This window comes from Aeromicrobium sp. YIM 150415 (assembly GCF_016918125.1).
In the GTDB taxonomy this organism is placed as follows: domain Bacteria; phylum Actinomycetota; class Actinomycetes; order Propionibacteriales; family Nocardioidaceae; genus Aeromicrobium; species Aeromicrobium piscarium.
This window is the reverse complement of record NZ_JAERWM010000011.1, coordinates 69,618-89,035: the sequence shown is the minus strand read 5'-3', so window position 1 is coordinate 89,035 and position 19,418 is coordinate 69,618. Positions and strand designations below refer to the sequence as shown.

The 19,418-nt window shown below is 67.6% G+C and carries 15 protein-coding genes; 5 read left to right on the top strand and 10 right to left on the bottom strand.

Annotated features, from left to right (window positions below):
* Positions 1 to 4: 4 nt before the first annotated feature.
* The 4 genes from JL108_RS07980 to mftD all read right to left on the bottom strand — a co-directional run bounded on the left by JL108_RS07980 (position 5) and on the right by mftD (position 5,268).
* Entirely contained in the window at positions 5 to 1,216 is a 1,212-nt protein-coding gene (locus JL108_RS07980) for an ABC transporter substrate-binding protein (protein WP_205197788.1), read from the bottom strand.
* A gap of 107 nt (positions 1,217 to 1,323) precedes the next feature.
* Complete coding sequence (locus JL108_RS07975; RefSeq protein ID WP_205197787.1) at positions 1,324 to 2,622, bottom strand: aspartate aminotransferase family protein; 1,299 nt, start codon at positions 2,620 to 2,622, stop codon at positions 1,324 to 1,326.
* Entirely contained in the window at positions 2,606 to 4,081 is a 1,476-nt protein-coding gene (locus JL108_RS07970; RefSeq protein WP_205197786.1) for a GMC family oxidoreductase, read from the bottom strand. Before JL108_RS07970 ends, JL108_RS07975 begins: the two co-directional genes overlap by 17 nt.
* Before the next feature lie 11 nt (positions 4,082 to 4,092).
* The gene (gene mftD, locus JL108_RS07965; RefSeq protein WP_205197785.1) at positions 4,093 to 5,268 is read right to left on the bottom strand and encodes a pre-mycofactocin synthase MftD; all 1,176 of its coding nucleotides are present in this window, start codon (positions 5,266 to 5,268) and stop codon (positions 4,093 to 4,095) included.
* Between the two features lie 286 nt (positions 5,269 to 5,554).
* On the opposite strand from mftD, the gene JL108_RS07960 reads away from it, so the two are divergent.
* The 5 genes from JL108_RS07960 (at position 5,555) to JL108_RS07940 (ending at position 10,685) form a co-directional block, all read left to right on the top strand.
* On the top strand, positions 5,555 to 6,844 hold the full coding sequence (locus JL108_RS07960; protein WP_205197784.1) for a glutamine synthetase family protein: 1,290 nt from the start codon (positions 5,555 to 5,557) through the stop codon (positions 6,842 to 6,844).
* Positions 6,834 to 7,973, top strand: coding sequence for an amidohydrolase family protein (locus JL108_RS07955; protein WP_205197783.1), 1,140 nt, complete (start codon positions 6,834 to 6,836; stop codon positions 7,971 to 7,973). Before JL108_RS07960 ends, JL108_RS07955 begins: the two co-directional genes overlap by 11 nt.
* Positions 7,966 to 9,141 (top strand): M20 family metallopeptidase, encoded by a 1,176-nt coding sequence (locus JL108_RS07950; RefSeq protein WP_205197782.1) that lies wholly within the window; start codon positions 7,966 to 7,968, stop codon positions 9,139 to 9,141. Before JL108_RS07955 ends, JL108_RS07950 begins: the two co-directional genes overlap by 8 nt.
* 16 nt (positions 9,142 to 9,157) lie before the next feature.
* The gene (locus tag JL108_RS07945; protein ID WP_205197781.1) at positions 9,158 to 10,186 is read left to right on the top strand and encodes an ornithine cyclodeaminase; all 1,029 of its coding nucleotides are present in this window, start codon (positions 9,158 to 9,160) and stop codon (positions 10,184 to 10,186) included.
* 82 nt (positions 10,187 to 10,268) lie between these two features.
* Positions 10,269 to 10,685: an ATP-binding protein gene (locus JL108_RS07940; protein ID WP_205197780.1), complete on the top strand. Its 417-nt coding sequence runs from the start codon at positions 10,269 to 10,271 to the stop codon at positions 10,683 to 10,685.
* Here the strand turns inward: JL108_RS07940 and JL108_RS07935 are convergent.
* The 6 genes from JL108_RS07935 to JL108_RS07910 all read right to left on the bottom strand — a co-directional run bounded on the left by JL108_RS07935 (position 10,670) and on the right by JL108_RS07910 (position 19,414).
* Positions 10,670 to 11,731, bottom strand: a complete 1,062-nt coding sequence (locus JL108_RS07935) for an HTTM domain-containing protein (protein ID WP_205197779.1) — start codon at positions 11,729 to 11,731, stop codon at positions 10,670 to 10,672. The two genes, JL108_RS07940 and JL108_RS07935, sit on opposite strands and share 16 nt — an antisense overlap.
* Positions 11,728 to 12,516, bottom strand: a complete 789-nt coding sequence (locus JL108_RS07930; RefSeq protein WP_205197778.1) for a DUF5819 family protein — start codon at positions 12,514 to 12,516, stop codon at positions 11,728 to 11,730. The genes JL108_RS07935 and JL108_RS07930 overlap by 4 nt, the downstream gene beginning before the upstream one ends.
* A 96-nt stretch (positions 12,517 to 12,612) precedes the next feature.
* Positions 12,613 to 16,026, bottom strand: coding sequence for a choice-of-anchor G family protein (locus JL108_RS07925; RefSeq protein WP_205197777.1), 3,414 nt, complete (start codon positions 16,024 to 16,026; stop codon positions 12,613 to 12,615).
* A 373-nt stretch (positions 16,027 to 16,399) separates the two neighbouring features.
* On the bottom strand, positions 16,400 to 17,767 hold the full coding sequence (locus JL108_RS07920) for a TRAP transporter large permease subunit (protein WP_205197776.1): 1,368 nt from the start codon (positions 17,765 to 17,767) through the stop codon (positions 16,400 to 16,402).
* Positions 17,757 to 18,332 carry a TRAP transporter small permease subunit gene (locus tag JL108_RS07915; RefSeq protein ID WP_205197775.1) on the bottom strand — a complete coding sequence of 192 codons (576 nt, stop codon included), beginning with the start codon at positions 18,330 to 18,332 and terminating at the stop codon, positions 17,757 to 17,759. Before JL108_RS07915 ends, JL108_RS07920 begins: the two co-directional genes overlap by 11 nt.
* Complete coding sequence (locus tag JL108_RS07910; RefSeq protein ID WP_205197774.1) at positions 18,332 to 19,414, bottom strand: C4-dicarboxylate TRAP transporter substrate-binding protein; 1,083 nt, start codon at positions 19,412 to 19,414, stop codon at positions 18,332 to 18,334. The genes JL108_RS07915 and JL108_RS07910 overlap by 1 nt, the downstream gene beginning before the upstream one ends.
* Positions 19,415 to 19,418 lie beyond the last annotated feature (4 nt).

Here is a 19,418-nt window from a genome sequence, read left to right as displayed (position 1 = left end):
GGCGTCAGCCGGCGCAGGCGTTTCCGTCGCCGAGGTCGGGCAGCGTCTCGAGCCGCTGCTGCGTCACGAAGGACATCGCCCCGTCGGCCACGTTGATGACGCTCATCGGGAAGTCGATGATCTTGTGGCATGTCTCGGAGAAGTAGGTGACCTCGCCGACCGGCGTGGAGACCGCCTCACCCTCGGCGAGCGCATCGCGCACCGTGGGACCGTCGAGGTCGTCGATGCCCGTCAGGGCGCCGGCGATCGCCGAGACCATCGAGTAGCCGAGCACCGCGTACGCCGACGACGGCTCGGCACCGTACTCGTCCTCATAGGCCGAGACGAAGTCGTCCAGGTCGGCCGATTCCGCGCCCGTGCAGTAGGTGTAGCAGGCGAAACCGGTGTAGTAGATGTCGCTCGCGTTGCCGACGATGTCGAGAAGAGCTCGTCCGTCGAGCGCCGCCGGCCCGAGGACCGGGATCTCGACGCCGGCCTCGCGCAGCTGACGGATCGCCGTCGCGCCGCCGGGGTTCCAGCTCGCCACGTAGACGAAGTCCGGCTGCGGCGACATGCCGCGCAGCCGGGCGGCCTGGCTCGCGATGTTGACGCTGTCGCCACCGGGGAAGGCGTCCGATCCGGTGACCTCGCCTCCGAGCTCCTCGAAGGTCGCCTGGAAGTAGGCTCCGGCCGACTTGGTGTACTCGATGCTCTCGTCCTGCAGGAGATAGGCGCTCTGCCACCCCTGATCGATCGCCCAGGCGGCACCCGACCCGCCCTCGACATCGCTTCCCGCATTGGCCGAGAAGATGAAGTCGCCGAGGGTCGTCAGGTCCGCCATCTTCGGGTCTCCCGCACAGATCGAGATGGCCGGCACCTCCGCGCTCTGCGCCACGCTGGCACCCGGTGCGCTGAGATCGAAGTCGCACGGTGTCACCAGCAGGTCGATGCCCTCGCCGATGAGCTCGGTGGCGGCTGTCCCGACCGTCTCAGGACTGCTGCGCACGTCGCGGGTGACCGTGCGGATGGTCTTCCCGTCGACTCCTCCGTCGGCATTGATCTGGTCGATGCGCAACATGGCCGCCTGGGTGGGTTCCACGTCGAAGGGGGCCATGTTCCCGCTCTCGGAGGTCGCGAAGCCGATGACGATCTCGTCGGCATCCGACGCATCATCGGAGCCGCCACCGCAGGCCGCTAGCAGGGTGACGGCGGCCGTCGCGACGGCGGTCGCGGCCACCTTCCGTGGTGTTTTCGGGCGCACTGAGTAAAGCATGGGTCGTGGTTTCCTCTCAGGGAGTGGGGATGGCGAAGGGACGAAGGGCCGATGGACCCTGTCGCCGTGGACTAGCGGCGGCTGGCGGCGAGCGCCACGTGCACCGCCTCGATGGTGCGATCGATGTCCTCGTCGCTGGTCGCTGCGTTGAGCCGGCGGTCGCCCGTCGGGAAAGCCGGCTCGAGGATGCCTTGGGAGAGCAGCGAGGCGTGATAGCGGCCGTAGGCGTCGGCGTCGGACTCCATCGCCTCACGGAAGTTGGTCGGTAGCTCGTCGCGGAAGTAGACGCACCATTCCGAGCCGAGACCGTCCACCACGGCCCGGGCGCCCGTGTCGACGATCGCCTTCGCGATGCCCTCGCGCAGACGCGCACCCAGGTCCCAGAGACGTTGATGGATCTGCTCGGCCTCCATCACGGCCAAGGTCGCGTTGGCGGCCGCTACCGAATACGGCGAGGCGTTGTACGTACCGTCGATCGTCGCGTGCTCGCGGTCGTAGGCTCCCAAGTGCCCCATGAGGGAATCCCTTCCCGCGAGGCCGGCGAGCGTATAGCCGTTGGCGACGGCCTTACCGAAGGCGGTCAGATCGGGCGTCACCCCGCAGAGCGACTGGTATCCGCCGATCGCCGCGCGGAAGCCGGTCTTGACCTCATCGAAGGTCAGCACGGAGCCGTAGCGCGTGCACAGCTCACGCAGCAGCTCCAGGAACCCCGGCTGCGCCGGGACACAGCCGAAGCTGTGGATATAGGGCTCGGCGAAGGCGATCGCGATATCGGCACCGTGCTCGTCGAATGCGGCCTCGAGTCCCGCGCGATCGTTCCACTCGACCACCACGACATCCGCGACGACCTCGGGGTGGAGACCGCCGCCGTTGGGCGTGTTCAGCACCGACTGCGCCGTCAGATCCTTGCGTGAGCTGCCGACGGCCACGTGGTCGTTCCACCCGTGGTACGAGCCGTGGAACTTGAGTACCTTGCGCCGCCCGGTCACCGCCCGCGCCACGTGGACCGCGTGCATCGTGGCGTCGGTACCCGAGGTGCAGAAGGCCACCTTGTCCGCGCTGGGCATCACCTCGCAGATCTTCTCGGCCAACTCCGGCTCTCCCGGCTGCGGTCCGACACCAGTCAGGTCGCAGGTCGACGCCGCCTCGTACACGGCGCGGTTGACCCGGTCGTCGCTGTGGCCGAGGACGATCGGCCCCCAGGCGTTCAGATAGTCGACGTAGCGATTGCCGTCGGCATCCCAGACATAGGCGCCCGAGGTGCGGACGAAGACCTGCTTCCACCCGACCCGGTGCCCCGAGGACACCCCGCGGGGGACGACGGCGCGTGCCCTGTTCCAGGTGGGGTGGTCGTCACTGTGCTGCGGCATGCTGTGCTCCTTCGTTCGTCGCGGCCGCGAGGTCATCGAGCAGCGCCGCGCTGAGGCGCTCGGCGACCATCACTGTCGGAAGATGGGTGTTGGCACGGGGCACGTCGGGGATGATCGAGGCGTCGATGACCCGCAACTGCCGCACGCCGTGGACGCGGCCACGCTGATCGACGACGGCGTCCTCGTCGTCCTCTCGGCCCATCCGCGCCGTGCCGACCGCGTGGAAGTAGTCGCCCACCGAACGGTCGAGCCATGCCTCATAGGCGGTCTCGTCGTCGAGCGCGGACAACGGCGTTCCCTCGGGATCGATGAAGACCGACTCGAGGATCTCTGTGAACGGGTCCGTGCGCACCAGCTTCTGGAGTACCTCGACGGCCTCGCGCATCGCCCGCCGGTCCTCGGGGGTCGACAGCATGTTCTCGGCGGTGATCGGTGGACCGTCGGGGTTCTGCGGGTCCAGCCGGACCTCCCCGCGCGAGGTGACCCGCATGAGCGCGGCCATCAGCACACCGTGGGTCTCCGGGACTGTCGGCGCCAACGGACCGTGCAGGGGAAGGAAGTGCAGATCGCCCTCGCCGTCGCTCGACGACAGTCGCAGCACCGAGCCGATACATGGCTGACGGTCCTCGAAGGCACGATAGGCGGGCTTGAGACGCAGGTACACCGAGGCGGCGGGATGATCCTGGAGTCCTTGCCCGATGCCGCGGCGGGCGATGCCGGTGCGGAGCAGCACCGCGGGCGTCTCGATCGTCCCGGCGCACACGACCACCTCGTCGGCCTCGAGGATCGTTCCGTCGGTGAGGACGACGCCGGTCGCACGGTCACCGTCCATCTCGACGCGGCTCACCTCGCTGTCGGGACGGATCACGAGCTGCGACCGGTCCCGCGCAGCAGCCAGATAGCGCTCCCGGCTCGAGCGACGTCCCCGCTCGTCCGCATGCCGCCACAGTGCGCCGCCGCCGTCCTGCGGTCCGTAGGTGTCGACATCGGTCGGCAGGCCGAAGGCCTCGGCTGCGGCAGCCGTCGCCCGATCGATCGGGGTGTACTGGTCGTGCGATGAGGCGACGACGTCCTGCTTGAGGCGGTCGAACCATGGTTCGACCGCTGACCATGTCCACTCATCGAGGCCGTAGTCGACGGCCCAGGAGTCGTAGTCCGAAGGCAAGCCCGGCAGTGCGAGCATGGCGTTGACGAGACCGGATCCGCCCACGCCTCTGCCGCGCTGATATTCACGAGGCTCGTCGTGCTGCAGTCGCGTGGCCATGAGACCCGTCGCGAAGGCATCCGTCGCCTTCAATGCCTCGAGCCAGTTCAGTGACGACAACCGCGCGGTCGTCTCGTCGGTGAACAGGTCGGGTCCCGACTCCAGCAGCGTGACGCGATGCTCGCCGCTCTCGGTGAGACGGGTCGCCACGACGCATCCGGCGCTGCCGGCCCCGATCACGATGATGTGTGCCATCCGAGGGTCTCCTAGCGCGTCGGAGCGACGAAGAAGTCGCGGTTGAGGACCATGAGGTCGGCGGGGGACAACTCATCGACGGAACCGCGCCCGATGCCGTACATGGTCTCGCGGATGCCGCTCTTGAGGATCTGGAGCACCTGATAGACGCCCTCCTCGCCGCCGGCGGCGAGGCCGTACAGGAAGGCCCGGCCGACGAAGACCGCCTTCGCCCCCAGGGCGAGAGCCTTGACGACATCGGATCCGCGGCGCACCCCGCCGTCGACGACGACATCCGCCGATTCGCCGACGGCGGCGACGATGTCCGGCAGATAACGCAACGGGGACGGTGATCCGTCGATGTTGTTGCCGCCGTGGTTGGACACGGAGATCGCGTCGGCGCCGACGTCCACCGCGAGCTTGGCGTCCTTGATCGTGTTGATGCCCTTGACCATGAAGGGCCCGCCCCACAGCTCGCGCAGCCATCGGACGTCCTCCCAGGTCGGGGGCGCGGTCTCCTCGAAGACCGACCAGGCCGCACCGAAGTACGGCACCGATCCGTCGTCGCCGAAGAGATTGGGGACACGCAGATCGGGGATCGAACCGCGACTCAGATAGCGGGCCAGCCACGCTGGCCGCGAAAGCGCTTCGGGGGCGAGCCGAGCCACCGTCCGCGGACCGAGGTCGCTCGGCGGCGCGGGAGGGACGCCCCAGTCCCGGCGGGGCGTGTGCGACCAGTCGAGGGTGACGATGAGCGCTTTGGCACCCGCCCGGCGGGCCGCCTCCACCCGGCGTTCGATGTCGTCCTTACTGCCCACCCAGTACAGCTGAAAAAAAGTGTCGGGATTGGCGCGCACGACATCGGTGACATCGTGCCCCGCCCAGGAGCTCAGACCCATCGACGTACCCGCTCGGGCGGCCGCTCGGGCGACTCCGACCTCACCATCGGGATGGATGGCCTGAGCGCCGACGGGCGAGATCATCACCGGGAAGTCGATATCCACTCCGAGGATCCGCGTACCCAGTTCGAAGGACGTGGGCCGGTCGAAGATCGTCGGTGAGAATCCGAGCTCGTTGAAGGCTCGAAGATTGTCGTCCAGCGTCCAGCCCTGCTCATTGCCGGCCTTGACCGCTAGCCACACCGCGCGCGGCAGTGCGCGTTTGGCGCGGCGCTCGGCTTCTGCAAGGTTCCTGAATCGCACCTTCATGGTCTGTTCCTTCCCTCGGCGCACCGGGCGGACGGGCTCGGCGGTTCCCGGTGGTTAGGAACCCTAGGCCTGTAACAGGGCTTCCGGCAATAGTTCAGCATGAATGTTTCGTAACTTTCATGCCGAACGCGACTGCAGCTCTACCAGAATGAAACCCCAAAAAACCTATCGTTCCAGCGATCAGAAGACGCATCCGGCGAGCAACACGTATGTAACAAGTATTTCTACTGGCGACTCGATGGCCAGATGTGTAATGATCGAGCCGCCCACTGGTGAAGGGAAGACTATGAACCACGAGCCGATGACGTTCATCGCCACGAACGACCTGGCCGGACAGACCCGCGGCCGCGCGGTCCCGGCCTCGCGCGCCGCGAGCGCCCACCGGCGAGGCGTCGGCTGGGTGCCGGCCAATCTCGCGATCTCCTCTTTCGGCAGCATCGTCGTCCCGAATGTCTTCGGGTCCACCGGCGACCTGCGCCTCGTCCCCGATGCCAGCACCCGCACGCATCTGCCGGCATCGCAGGACCACGCCGCGGTCGACCTCTACCTCGCCGACCAGTGCCTGCTCGACGGAACCCCGTGGTCGTCATGTCCGCGCGCCTTCGCCCGCTCCGCGCTCGCGGACTTCACCGCCGAGACGGGCTTGGAGGTGGTGGCCTCCTTCGAGCACGAATTCATGCTCGAAGACCTCGACTCCAGCGCGCCGTTCAGCTGGCAGCGCTTCCGCGACGCCGACCCATTCGGCTCCGAGCTCGTCGCGCTGCTGGAGCTCAACGGCTTCGGGCCGGAGACGTGGCTTCCCGAGTACGGCGAGCAGCAGTTCGAGATCACCGTCGAACCCACGCCCGCCCTCCTCGCCGCCGACCGCGCGGTTCTCCTGCGGGAGCTGGTCCGGGACATTGCCCGACGTCACGGCCACCGTGCCACCTTCGCGCCGCTGACCGATCCTGACGGCAGCGGCAACGGCGTGCACATCCACCTCTCGCTCCGCGACCCGTCCACCGGCGAGGCCGGTCTCTACGACGCCGGTGAGCCCGGCGGGCTCTCCGCATTGGGACGCCGATTCGCTGCGGGCGTGCTCGCCCATGCCCGTGCCATCACCGCCGTGACCGCCCCCAGCCCGGTGTCCTTCCTTCGACTCGCTCCTCATCGATGGAGCGCCGGCGGCGTGTTCCTGGCCGAGCGCAACCGCGAGGCCCTGCTTCGTATCTGCCCCACCATGCCCGGGGCCGACATCGCGAGCCAATACAATCTCGAGTTCCGCGCCTGCGACGCCACCGCCAATCCTTGGCTCGCCCTCGGCACGCTGATCCGCGCGGGTCTCCACGGCATCACCCACGAGTACGACGACCCGAAGATCTGGCCCGAGGACGCCGGGGAGGACCTGGCCGGCATCGAGGAGTTGCCGCGCGACCTGCCCGAGGCGCTCGCCGCGCTCCGCGAGGACGCGACGGTCTCGACGTGGTTCGATCAGGATCTGCTGGAGACCTTCATCGCCGTGAAGCAGAGCGAGATCGACCTCACCGCCGGGCTCGACCCGGCCGCGCTCTGCCGAAGGATCGCCGATGTCCACTGATCTCGAGAGTGCGCTGCGCGAGCTGGAGCTCGTCGATCACCACGCCCACGCCCCGCTGGCCCATGCCGTCGATGACGCGACCCTACAGAGCCTGATCACCGAATCCGACCACTCGCCCGCTGCCGGCACGAGCGTGTTCGACTCCCATCTCGGTGTCGCCATCCTGCGTCGCTGCCCCACGGTGCTCGGGCTCGACGCGGTCGCGGGCCCTGACGCATATCTCGCCGCCAGAAGAGAGCTGTCGGTGCCCGAGCTGACCCGTCGTCTGCTCGACGCGAGCGGCGTCGGCGAATGGCTCGTGGACACCGGGATGGGAGGTGACCTGCTGATGAGCACGAGGACGATGGAGTCCGTCACCACCGGCCGAGTCCGCGAGATCGCCCGGCTGGAGACCATCGCGGAGAACCTCGTGACGTCGACCACCGCCGCCGGCTTCATGGCTGCGTTCGCCGACGAGCTGTCCCGGCTGTCTCCCGCCGTCGCAGGCTGGAAGTCCGTTGTCGCGTACCGTCACGGTTTCGATTTCGCCCCTACACGTCCCTCGCAGAGCGAGGTCATCGTGGCAGCCGGCCGATGGATGGCCGCAGTCGAGGCAGGCGCGCCGGCGCGGCTGACCGACCCGGTGCTCCTGCGCATGGCGTTGTACGCCGCGTGCGACACCGGGCTCCCGCTCCAGCTGCACGCTGGATACGGCGATCGTGATCTTGACCTGCATCGCTGCAATCCCGCGCTGCTCACCGACTGGCTGCGTCAGGTGGAGCCGACGGGAACCGACATCATGCTGCTCCACTGCTATCCGTACCACCGGGAGGCCGGCTATCTGGCCCAGGTGTTCCCCCACGTCTACCTCGATGTCGGGCTGGCCATCAACTACACCGGCGCCGCGTCCCACCGGATCATCGCCGAAAGCATGGAGCTGGCCCCGTTCACCAAGGTGCTCTACTCATCGGACGCCTACGGGCCACCGGAGCTGCACTATCTCGGAGCTCTCTTGTGGCGCGCGGGCACGTCACGTGTCCTCCAATCGTGGGTGGATCACGGTGGTTGGACACTCGACGACGCCCTGAACACGGCTCGACTGATCGGACGCGACAATGCTCGCCGGGTCTACGGGGGAAGCAATGAGTGAACGACTGTGGGAGGCGCTCGACCGCCACCTGCCCGCGGCGATCGAGCTGCGACGCGAGCTGCATCGCGACCCTGAGCTGTCCGGGGAGGAATCGATCACCCGCGACCGGGTGCTGGCGGCGTTCGGGGTGGCCAGCGAGCCCCACAAGGTGGCCGAGACGGGTGCGGTCGTCCGAGTCGGCGGCCCTGGACCGGCCATCGGCCTGCGAGGAGAGCTCGATGCCCTCCCCGTCGCGGAGGCCACCGGCTACGCCTGGGCTTCTCGCAACGACGGGGTCATGCACGCCTGCGGCCACGACGTCCACCTGAGCGCTCTCGTCGCGGTCGTTCGCGCGATCGACGAGGTCGGCGGGGATTTCCCGCTGCTGGCCGTACTCCAGCCACGCGAGGAGACCTACCCTTCGGGCGCTCAGGACATCGCAGCGAACGGTGTGCTGGTCAAGGAGGATTGTCAGGCCATGATCGGCGTGCATGTCCAGCCCACCCTGGACGACGGTGTCGTGGCCTGTGTGCCGGGCGCGGTCAACGCCTCCTCCGACGAGTTCGTGATCGTCATCGAGGGACAGCCCGGACACGCCGCCTACCCCCATCTCACCCGCGACCCGTTGCTCGCCGCGGCACATCTGGTGGTGGCACTCCAGGCCGTGGTGAGCCGCGGCGTGGACCCCATGGCCTCGGCAGTGCTCGGCGTCTCCTCCTTCTCCGCCGGAGACGCAGCCAACGTGGTGCCCGGCACGGCGCGAGTCTCGGGCACGCTCCGCTCTCTCGACGACCACACCCGTGATCTGCTGCAGTCCCGACTCCGTGAGACGGCCGATCACATCGCGCACTCACACGGTTGCGTGGCCGACACTCGGCTCACGGTGGGGGAGCCGGTGCTCAGGAACGATCCCGCGCTCGCCGCCGCCACGAACGCCCGGCTGACCGCTCGAGGTATCGAGGTATCACGGTCGCTGCGCTCCCTCGGCGCCGATGATTTCGCCTTCTTCGCCGAATGCTGGCCGTCGATCATGCTCTTCGTGGGGACCTCGTCGACAGAACGTCTCCACTCTCCCACCTTCCTCCCTCCCGATGGCGCCGTCCGAGCAGTCGCCGAGGCGATGCTGAGTGCCTACCTGGGCACCTGCGATGCCCTGACGCCACCGGACACGCTCACCCCCTCCCCTTGAGTAATAAGGAGTCACGATGACACGATTCGTCGGCGTTCAGGACATGATCCGCTGGGTTCGACATGCGGACGTGACGGCGACGCTCAGCGCGATGATGGACTACCTGGAGCATGACTTCCAGCGCTGGCAGGTCTTCGACAAGAGTCCTCGCGTCGCAAGCCACACCCCTTTCGGGGTCATCGAGCTGATGCCGACGAGCGACCACGAGACCTACGCGTTCAAGTATGTGAACGGTCACCCCTCCAACCCCGCTCGCGGCTATCAGACGGTGACCGCCTTCGGCGTCCTCGCCGATGCCCACAACGGGTATCCGAGATTCATGGCCGAGATGACCATCTTGACCGCTCTGCGTACCGCCGCCACCTCGGGCCTGGTGGCCAAACACCTCGTCCGACGCGGCGCCAGCAGCATGTCGATGATCGGCACGGGCAGCCAGTCGGAGTTCCAGGCGCTGGCACTCCGGGCGGCCCTGGGCATCGACACGGTGCGCATCTGGGACCGCGATCCCGATGCCATGGCCAAGTTCGTCCGCAACATGCGTCCCCTCGGCTTCGACATCACCGTCGCTGCGGACGCCCGAGACGCCGCGGCCGGAACCGATATCGTCACGACCTGCACCGCCGACAAGCTGCATGGCAGTGTCCTGCCCATCGAGGCCGTGACGCCTGGTATGCACATCAACACGATCGGCGGGGACTGTCCGGGCAAGACCGAACTCGACCCGCGAATCCTCGAGCTCGGTGACATCTTCGTGGAGTACACGCCGCAGACACGGATCGAGGGCGAGATCCAGCAGCTCTCGCCCACGTATCCGGTCACCGAGATCTGGGAGGTCCTCGCCGGCCGCAGGCCCGGACGGGTCTCGGACGACCAGGTCACGGTCTTCGACTCCGTCGGCTTCGCGATCGAGGACTTCTCTGCTCTTCGCTACCTGCGTGACGCGGTCCGGGGAACCAATTTCGAGACCTTCATCGATCTCGTGGCCGAGCCGGATGATCCCAAGGACCTGTTCGGTCTCACCGGCTCGCTCTCACCCATCGGGTGAGCCGTCGGGGGCCGCACGAAGAGACGTCCCTCGATCGCCTCCGCGATAGGCGGGATCCCCGACGAGGCCGTAGCGTAGTCCCGTGTCCTCGATCCACGTCCCCGACGACCCGTGTACGACGATCCATCTCGCGTACTCGGCGGCCGTCGCGCGACGGGCTCGGGCGCTCATGCACGCAGAGCTCGTCGACGCCGGCGTCCGCGAGGCCGTGATCGACGACGCCGTCCTCGTGCTCTCCGAGCTGGTGGCGAATGCCGTCGAGCACGGGCACCCGGACCAGCAGGGGCGCATCGAGGTGTCCTGGTGCATCCACGAGGACTATGTGCGTGTCAGCGTCCACGACAGCGGGCAGGCTCCCGATCTGCGCCCCCTCGAGGCCCCCGACGACGCGGTGAGCGGGCGCGGTCTCACCATCGTCGACTACATCTGTCGCACGTGGGACGTCGACCATGACTCCGGCCTGCGGATCACCGCCGAACTCGACTACTCCGCCACCTGAGCCGGCGCATCCTCCTTGGTGCCACCCACGCGGGCGGGCAACTTCGCGCGCAGCGCCGCCGTCCGGGCGGTCACCCGGGGCTTCAGCCAACGATCGAGCGCCATGAAGGTCGCCGTCGAGACGAAGATCGCGTCGAAGGCGAGCATCGACAGCGAGAACCAGGGCAGACCCATCAACACCGCGATCCCACCATGCAGCAGCACCACGCCGATGAGCACGATGCGTCGCGTCACGGGGTGGAGCAGGCCGATCACGAAGTAGAGCTGGACCAGGACGCCGACGTACGTCCCGATCATGACCCCGAGGCCGTTGCCGGTCAGGAGCGTGTTCAGCCACGGGAACACCCCGAACTCGTGCAAGGCCAGCGGGTAGTAGATCGCCGTCCCGTCCTGCCAGTAGGTGCCCTGCATCTTGAACAGGGCCGAGGCGGTGTAGAGGATGAACAGCTGCAGAGCCAGCGCGATGAGGGCGACATTGTGCAGCACCGTGCTGAGCCACTCCGGCAGCACGGATCCGCCACCCCACCACCGACGCCACAACGGATCGGCATCGCTCACCCGGGAACGTCGGCGGGCGTCGAGCGACCAGTGCCGCGAGGTGTCCATGAAGAGCATCAGCAGCAGGCCGACACGAGCGATGTTGTCGCCCTGATCGCCCACGAGCCCGTTGCGTTCCACCAGCGCGGCGAGGCCGATGACCAGCACCGCGACGGCCGCGCGGGTACGCCACCCCACGATGACGGCGATCGCCACGGCCATCAACAGCAGATAGGTGAGGGTGAACCGCGTCGGTCCGCCATCGAACACCCAGTAGAGGAAGCCCCAGGACGAGTCGCGGCGCAGCGGCTCGACCCACTCCGAGGCCCCTCCCCAGAGCGCATGCCGGTGGCCGAAGTTCGCCAGCAGGACACCCAGGGCGGCGATACCCACCAGGATCCGGCTGACCGCGAGTCCGTAGAGGGCGTGCTTCTTCTCGAGGACCCAGTCCTCGCCGCGGCCCAGTAGGTCGGCGAGGCGATCCAGCGCCGTGACGATGAGCGTCCTCACTGCGGCTCCTCCCCCGTGTAGGCGGAGAACATGCGCGTCACGTCGGCATCGGGTGGAGTCGTGGAACGCCAGCCGTACTCGTAGTACGTGCGTTCGGCATCGTCGATATCGCGTTCCTTGCGCTGGTCGAAACCGGGGACGTACCGGATGGACGTGCGGTACTGCACATAGGCGATGTCGCCTTCCCAGACGGTGGAGGCGTAGTAGGTCGCGAGGCTCGTGGCGATCTCGTCGTAGCGCATGTACCGGCTGACATCGGAGATCCCGGCCCCGCCTTCGATATCGGCGAGACGACCGCGCAGATCGGCGACGGGCGTCGTCAGGTAGTTGGCGGCGATCTGGGTGCGCTGCCGTTCATTCATCTCGGCCATGACCGAGTTGAGCGTGTTGGCCGTGCGCCGGCCGGCCAATGACATCCGCGACGGTGTCATATTGCCGCGGATGATGTCGTCCTCGCGTTCGACGACATCGATCCAGTCCGTGGGCGAGGTCTCTCCGGTGGTCGGATCCTCGATCGAGGCGCGGATCTCGAAGGTGACTGCCGCGCGGCGCGGGGTGGGCGCGAAGATGCGCCAGTTCTGGTCGAAGAACGGCATGACGTAGCTGCGGAGACGCTCATCGCCCACCGCATTGCGCAGCGGGGTGGAGGGGCCGACCCACAGGGCGATGATCGCGGTGTGGGCGAGCACGATCGCCACGAGGAACCACGCCGAGGCACGACGAACCGGCGACCGAGCAGCTGACGAGGAGCTGGGACGCCGGGAGGAAGGGGAAGCACTGTTCATGGAACAACCTGATCCGATCGAGGAGACGGCCATGTGGGCCCGGCATACGCCGGGCCCACATGGCCTAGATGAGACGGATGACTCCGACTCCTCTTGTTACTCGTTCACTCCGTCCCGGCGGCGCGAGACCACCAGAGCACCGGCACCGGCCATGAGGAACATGGCGGCGATGGCGCCCAGCGGGAGCGCTCCGGCGTCAGCACCGGTCCGGGGCAGCTTGCCGCCGCTGGCGCTGGTGCCGCCACCGTCGGTGCTGCCTCCGTCGGCGCTGCCGCCGGACTCGGCGACCACACGGAAGTCGATCGACTGATCCGGGTAGTCATCGGCCACCAGGCTGAACGAGTGGACCGCCAGATCGGCCGAAGCCGGGATCTGCCACTCGAACCGCACATCGCCGTTCTCATCGGCGACCTGCGTACCGAGGTCGAGCTGCGGGCTCGAGTTCATGTAGCCCTGCACCACCGTGCCCGGTGCATAACCACTACCCGTGCCCACCTGTGTCTGCAGGCGCTCGAGGACCGGACGGCTGATGTCGATGGAGAGATCACCAGCGTCGGGGTCCGTTCCCGCATCCGGATCAGTTCCCGCGTCAGGATCGGTTCCGGCGTCAGGATCGGTTCCGGCGTCAGGATCCGTGCCCGCATCCGGATCCGTACCGGCATCCGGATCAGTTCCCGCATCGGGATCGGTTCCGGCGTCAGGATCCGTGCCCGCATCCGGATCCGTACCGGCATCGGGATCAGTGCCCGCATCCGGATCCGTACCCGCGTCAGGATCGGTACCCGCGTCAGGATCGGTACCCGCATCGGGATCGGTGCCCGCATCGGGATCGGTTCCGGCGTCAGGGTCCGTGCCCGCATCGGGATCGGTTCCGGCGTCAGGATCCGTGCCCGCATCCGGGTCCGTACCCGCGTCAGGATCCGTGCCCGCATCCGGGTCCGTACCCGCGTCAGGATCCGTACCCGCGTCAGGATCGGTGCCCGCGTCAGGATCGGTACCCGCATCGGGATCCGTTCCAGCGTCGGGATCGGTTCCCGCATCCGGGTCAGTACCCGCATCCGGATCCGTACCCGCGTCAGGATCCGTCCCAGCGTCGGGGTCAGTACCCGCATCCGGATCCGTTCCCGCATCCGGATCCGTACCCGCGTCGGGATCCGTACCCGCATCCGGATCGGTGCCCGCATCCGGGTCAGTACCCGCATCCGGATCCGTCCCCGCATCCGGGTCAGTACCCGCATCGGGATCGGTGCCCGCATCCGGGTCAGTACCCGCATCGGGATCCGTCCCCGCATCCGGATCCGTTCCCGCATCCGGATCCGTACCCGCGTCGGGATCCGTACCCGCATCCGGATCCGTCCCAGCGTCGGGGTCAGTACCCGCATCCGGATCCGTCCCAGCGTCGGGGTCAGTACCCGCATCCGGGTCAGTTCCCGCGTCGGGGTCAGTACCCGCATCCGGGTCAGTACCCGCGTCGGGATCCGTCCCAGCGTCGGGGTCAGTACCCGCATCCGGGTCAGTTCCCGCGTCGGGGTCAGTTCCCGCGTCGGGGTCAGTTCCCGCTTCTGGGTCAGTTCCCGCGTCGCCGTCGACGACGGAGATGCTCACCGAATCGGTGCCCGTGGACTCCTCGTCCACGAACTGCTCCGCGACGATCGTGTGATCACCGATCTCCAGGCCTGGGACGTCGAGCGTCCAGGTGCCATCGTCCTCGACGACGGTCGTGCCGGTGAAGTCGCCGACCGTGACCTCGATCGTCGCGCCCGGCTCGCCGGTACCCGAGACCGGCACCGTGGCAGTGCCGTCGGTACCCGCCGGAACCTCATCGCCCTCGGAAGGATCGGTGATGACGACATCCTCGATCACGGCCTCCTGCGCCCGCACGGACGACGACGCCAGATCGAGGTTCACCACCGAAGCACCCGGGAAGAGCCCCAGGCTCAGGGCGCTGACCGTGAAGCCTTCACCGTTCTCGAGGTGACTCGGCTGCGCCGGATCCTTGAGCGTCGGCTGATCGTTGATCGTGATCGAGGCGACCTGATCGATGATCGTCTTCAGCAGGGCGTTCTCACCGAGCAGGCCGGTGACGATCGGCTGGGTGATGCCGTTCAGCGTGGTCGAGAGATTGCTGATCAACGTGTCGATCACCGGTTGCAGCAACGGACCGATGTTGCCGACAACCGGCGTGATCAGACCCGTCACAGCGTTGAGCAGACCACCCAGGATGCCGTCATCGACGATCTCGAGGCTCGCTGCGGGGTAACCGTCGACGCCCAGCACACCACCCAGAGTCGCCGGGTTACCCGCGGCATCCTGCAGCAAGATCTGGGTACTGGTCGCCGGAATCCCGAGAAGCGAAACGCCGAGCTGGATGTCGATGTTGACGCCCAGGCCGTAGACCGCGTCCGTCACCAGATTGGTGACCTTCGCCGTCAGCGCATTCGGGTAGTCGGCAGCATCGCCGGTCAGCGCATTCGTGACACCGCTGACGATGGTGTTGACCACATCATCGGTGAGCACATCGGTGTTGGCCGGCAGGGTGCTGAGCGTCTGGCCCGCGTACGGACCGCCGGGGCCGACGAGCAGCTGCTCGAGGTTGACATTGACCGTGCCGGTCGACAGATCGATGTTGATCGACGCGTCATCGTTGATCGTGCCGTCCTCGTTGACCGTCGCGTTGTTGATCGGCGTCTGGAGCAGCTCGGTGCGGACGCTCTCCACGAGCCCCGTGGTGTCGATGCTGAACTCGTTCAGCGAGGCATCGATACCACCGACCAACGGGATGCTGAGCGCGTCGAGACCTGTGACGAGTGTGTTGATGACCCCGTAGACGGCTCCACCGGGACCCACCAGAGCATCCAGCGCGGTGCCCGTCTCGCCGACCACTTCGTCGACCGCTCCGACGACGCCGTCGAGGGCCGGGGCACGGAAGTTCAGGCCGAGATCGGCCAGCACGTACTCCGAGTCGACATCGGTACCGGTCGCCTCGGCCCGCGAGGCCATGGCGCCGAGCTCGAGCTCGAACTGGTCGATCAGCTGATTGGTCACACCGTCCAGGTTGAGCTGGCGGAGCAGGTCGATCAGATTGACCGTGGCCGGACCGTAGGCGCCCGGGTTCTCCGGGTCGATCGCGATCGTGCCGTCCGCGCCGACCGCGCCGGCGCTGGCGACAGAGCCATCGGCTGACTCCGAGGCAGCAAAGGAGTGCAGCGTGCCGACCTCACCGAGGTCGAGCAGGCCGCCGCCCTCGGGCGTGCTGATCAGCGGAAGAGTCAGACCGTTGCCGAGTCCGATCTCCAGAGCATCGAGCGCGCCGATGTTGAGTGGGTTGGCATTGGGGCCCGGGTCGCTCGGGTTGCCGCTCTCCGCGAAGGCGGCTTCGAGCAGCTGCAGGTCGAGCACATCCGAGTAGATGACCTGGCCGAGGGCTTCAGAGTCGTCGTCCGGCGCGGCGGTGGCCGCTCCGGCTCCGAGCATGCCGCCGACGAGCGCCCCCGCCGCTCCCGCGGCCACCCATCGACGGATCCTACTTCTTGCGGCGGACCGTGGTGGCCCGTTTCTTAAGCGATTCCAGTGTGAATCCATTAGTCCCCATCCGAACTATGGATCGACGCGAGGTCGATACCCGAGCAGAAACCGGGGCGCACACGTCACCCCGTTGCGGGGACGCTATCGTCCGCTAAAGCGGACAACCACCTTTTATGAAAGGTAGATGCCTCCGCTTTTTCCGCGAGTCGGACGATTTTCACCGTAATAGCGGACGAAAAGTTCGCTAAGAAAACTCTGAAACCCGGTCGCGGCCCGTCTCACACCTCGAAGCATCCGACGCGAGGAGCCGCGGGCCCCGCCTGGGACCCGCGGCTCCTCTATCTGCATCGGCGGCTCGCTACGTGGCCGAGGACAGCTCCGGCAGGAAGGTCACGATGCCCGGCACCGCGATGAGCAGAGCGACGACCACGACATCGGCCAGGATGAACGGCCCGATGCCACGGAAGACCTTGCCGAGTCCCGCCTCCGGCACGGCACCGGAATATACGAAGGCGTTCATGCCCACCGGCGGCGTGATGAGCGCCATCTCAGCGACCTTCACGATGATGATGCCGAGCCAGATCCCGTCGAAGTCATAACCCGTCAGGATCGGGTGCAGCAACGGCGCCGCGATGAGGATCATCGAGATGCCGTCCAGGAACATGCCCAGCGGCAACAGCAACAACAGGCACAGCACCAGCACCAGATAGGGCTGGAGATCGGCATTGACCACCACGTCGACGAGTGCGGCGCTCGCTCCCGAGAGGGCGAGGAAGTAGGTGAAGACACCCGCGCCGGTCATCAGCAGGAAGGTCATCGCCGTCAGGCCGATGGCCTCGGTCACCGACTCCTTGAGGCGTGCGATCCACTGCGGCGGTCGCACCCGCAGCAGCATGATGATGAGCGCGGCCAGCGCACCGAACGACGCCGCCTCGGTCGGCGTCGCGAGGCCCAGGTAGATCGTGCCGATCGAGGTGCCGAAGATGACACCGAGGAACACCACGCCCATGACATCGACCTTGGTGGCCGTATCGGTGCGGGTGGCCGTCGACGTGCCACCACCTCCGCCGTCGGCCGCATCCGTCTCGGCGGCCTCCGCACGGTGCCGTCGACGACGGACCGAGACGATGATCATCGCCGTCGCGGCATAGGCGAGGATCGTGAGGAGTCCGGGCCCGATGCCGCCGAGCAGCAACTGCCCGATGCTCTCGCTCGCGACCACGCCGTAGAGCACGAGGACGATCGACGGCGGAATGAGCACGCCCAGCGTGCCGCCGGCGCAGACCACCCCCGCGGCCAGCCGCAGGCCGAGGCCCGCCTTGACGATGGCATCGGTCGAGACGCGCGCCATCGTCGCGACGGTCGCGACACTCGAGCCGGTCACGGCAGCGAAGAGCCCCGAGCCCGCCAGCGACGCCAGCGCGCTGCCGCCCGGCAGCCGGCCGAGCACCCGCGAGGCGAAGTCGAAGCCCGCCTGGGCCAATCCGGCGTTCACCGCGAGCACACCCATGACGATGAACAGCGGGATGATCGTCAACGAATAGTCCGCCGCGGTGGAGTACGGCTGATTGGCCGCCGTACCCACCGCCGCACCGGTGCCGCGCAGCACCACCACGCCCGCCAGCCCGGCGAGCATGAGCGACAGCCCGACGTGCAGGCGGACAGCCAGCAGTCCGAGGAACAGGACGATGACGAGAGCCAGCGTCACGATGGAGTCAACGGTCACGAGAGCCTCCCAGGGCAACGGGCTCGGTCTGCTCGATGAGCACCTCGACATCGCTGGAGGGGACGTCCTCACCCGCCCGCAACGCGCGGAAGGTCAGGATCTCCTTCCAGATCGCGAGGACGAAGAACAGCAGGAAGGACAGCGCGACGGCCAGCTTGGCCGGCCAGGTCGGCAGCCGGAGAACATCGTTCGTGGTCTCACCGCGCTCCAGGGCGCTGTCGAAGGTGCCGAACATGCCATACACGAGCACCACGCCGAGCACGGTCACCAGGACCGCGCGCAGCAGGCTCATCGCCATGCGCCCGCGACGCCCCAGGCGCTCCTCGACCAGGCTCACCGAGACGTGCCGGCCGTCGATCTCCGCCGCGGCCAGCCCGAAGAAAGCGACGGCCACCAGCAGCAGCGTCGAGATCTCGATGGCGCCGAGGATCGACTGGCCGCGCAGATTGCGGCTCAGCACATCGGCGACGGTCAAGATCCCGAGGCCCAAGAGCACGATGCCGGCCACGATGACCAGCACCGACGAGAACCTGCGGACGGGACGGGGAAAACTCACCGGGCTCATCAGGGCACCTCCTGCAGGCAGATGTCGAGGGCATCGGCATAGGACGACGACTCGTTCTCCTCGGCGAGGAAGTCGCGATAGTCATCGAGGACGGACTGCGCGTCGTAGTCCCGCTCCTCGTATCGCTCGACCCAGGCCTCTGCCGCACCGGTCTCGTCGCGGATCTCGGCCACGTCCTCCTCAGCGAGCGCCGAGAAGGTGGCACCCGCCTCGCGCAGCTGGTCGCAGGCGAGCAGACCGAGCTCGTCGAGCTCCTCGATCCCGTACGCGCGCGCCTGCACCGAGGCGTCGAGCAGAGCCTCTCGATACTGCTCGGGCATCTCCTGGAAGAGGTCCTCGTTGACGACGACGATCGAGGATCCGTAGGCACCGATCCCCGGGTCGACGATGTACGGCGTCGAACGGGACAGGCCGAAGGTCGGCAGATTCGACATGCCCAGCGAGGTGTACCCGCCGACCACGCCGCGCTCCATCGACTCGTAGACATCGGTCGCGGTCATCGCCACCGGGTTCACACCTGCCGCCACCATGACCTCCGAGAGCAGACCCCCGGCGCGGATGCTGCGGCCACGCAGATCGTCGACGGACTCGACCGGCCGCGTGGTGCCCAGCACCGCATTGCCGATCGGCAGCGGGAACAGCAGGCGCACGCCCTGGCGCTCGAAGTCCTCACGGAACGTGTCGTTCTCCTCGTACAGCCGCTGGATCGCCGCCATATGGGCCTCGGGATTCGAGGACTCGAAGGGCAGCTCCACGGCGGTGTACATCGAGAGGTCCGAGGCCGCGTACAGCGAGCCCACCTGCGCGAGGTCGACCCGTCCGTCCAGGGTCGCCTGCACCGACTCGTCGGCGTCGACCAGGCTCTCGGAGTAGTGGAACTTGACCGTGACACCGCCGTCGGTCAGCTCCTCGACATCCTCGGCCCACCGCTGGACGGTCTTGGACTGGTCGGAGGTGGGGTTGGAGTAGGTCGAGTAGTGCAGCACATACTCGTCGCTTCCCCCTTCGCCGCAGGCAGCGAGGCTCGTCGCGGCCAACAGCGCGGCCGTGGCCACGGCCACGCGCGTGGCCCTGATCCTCATCTCG

Coding starts and splice junctions, on each gene's coding strand:
- JL108_RS07945 (WP_205197781.1), top strand. CDS start 9,158: ATGACACGATTCGTCGGCGTTCAGGACATGATCCGCTGGGTTCGACAT.
- JL108_RS07955 (WP_205197783.1), top strand. CDS start 6,834: ATGTCCACTGATCTCGAGAGTGCGCTGCGCGAGCTGGAGCTCGTCGAT.
- JL108_RS07960 (WP_205197784.1), top strand. CDS start 5,555: ATGAACCACGAGCCGATGACGTTCATCGCCACGAACGACCTGGCCGGA.
- JL108_RS07915 (WP_205197775.1), bottom strand. CDS start 18,332: ATGAGCCCGGTGAGTTTTCCCCGTCCCGTCCGCAGGTTCTCGTCGGTG.
- JL108_RS07950 (WP_205197782.1), top strand. CDS start 7,966: ATGAGTGAACGACTGTGGGAGGCGCTCGACCGCCACCTGCCCGCGGCG.
- JL108_RS07970 (WP_205197786.1), bottom strand. CDS start 4,081: ATGGCACACATCATCGTGATCGGGGCCGGCAGCGCCGGATGCGTCGTG.
- JL108_RS07975 (WP_205197787.1), bottom strand. CDS start 2,622: ATGCCGCAGCACAGTGACGACCACCCCACCTGGAACAGGGCACGCGCC.
- JL108_RS07910 (WP_205197774.1), bottom strand. CDS start 19,414: ATGAGGATCAGGGCCACGCGCGTGGCCGTGGCCACGGCCGCGCTGTTG.
- mftD (WP_205197785.1), bottom strand. CDS start 5,268: ATGAAGGTGCGATTCAGGAACCTTGCAGAAGCCGAGCGCCGCGCCAAA.
- JL108_RS07930 (WP_205197778.1), bottom strand. CDS start 12,516: ATGAACAGTGCTTCCCCTTCCTCCCGGCGTCCCAGCTCCTCGTCAGCT.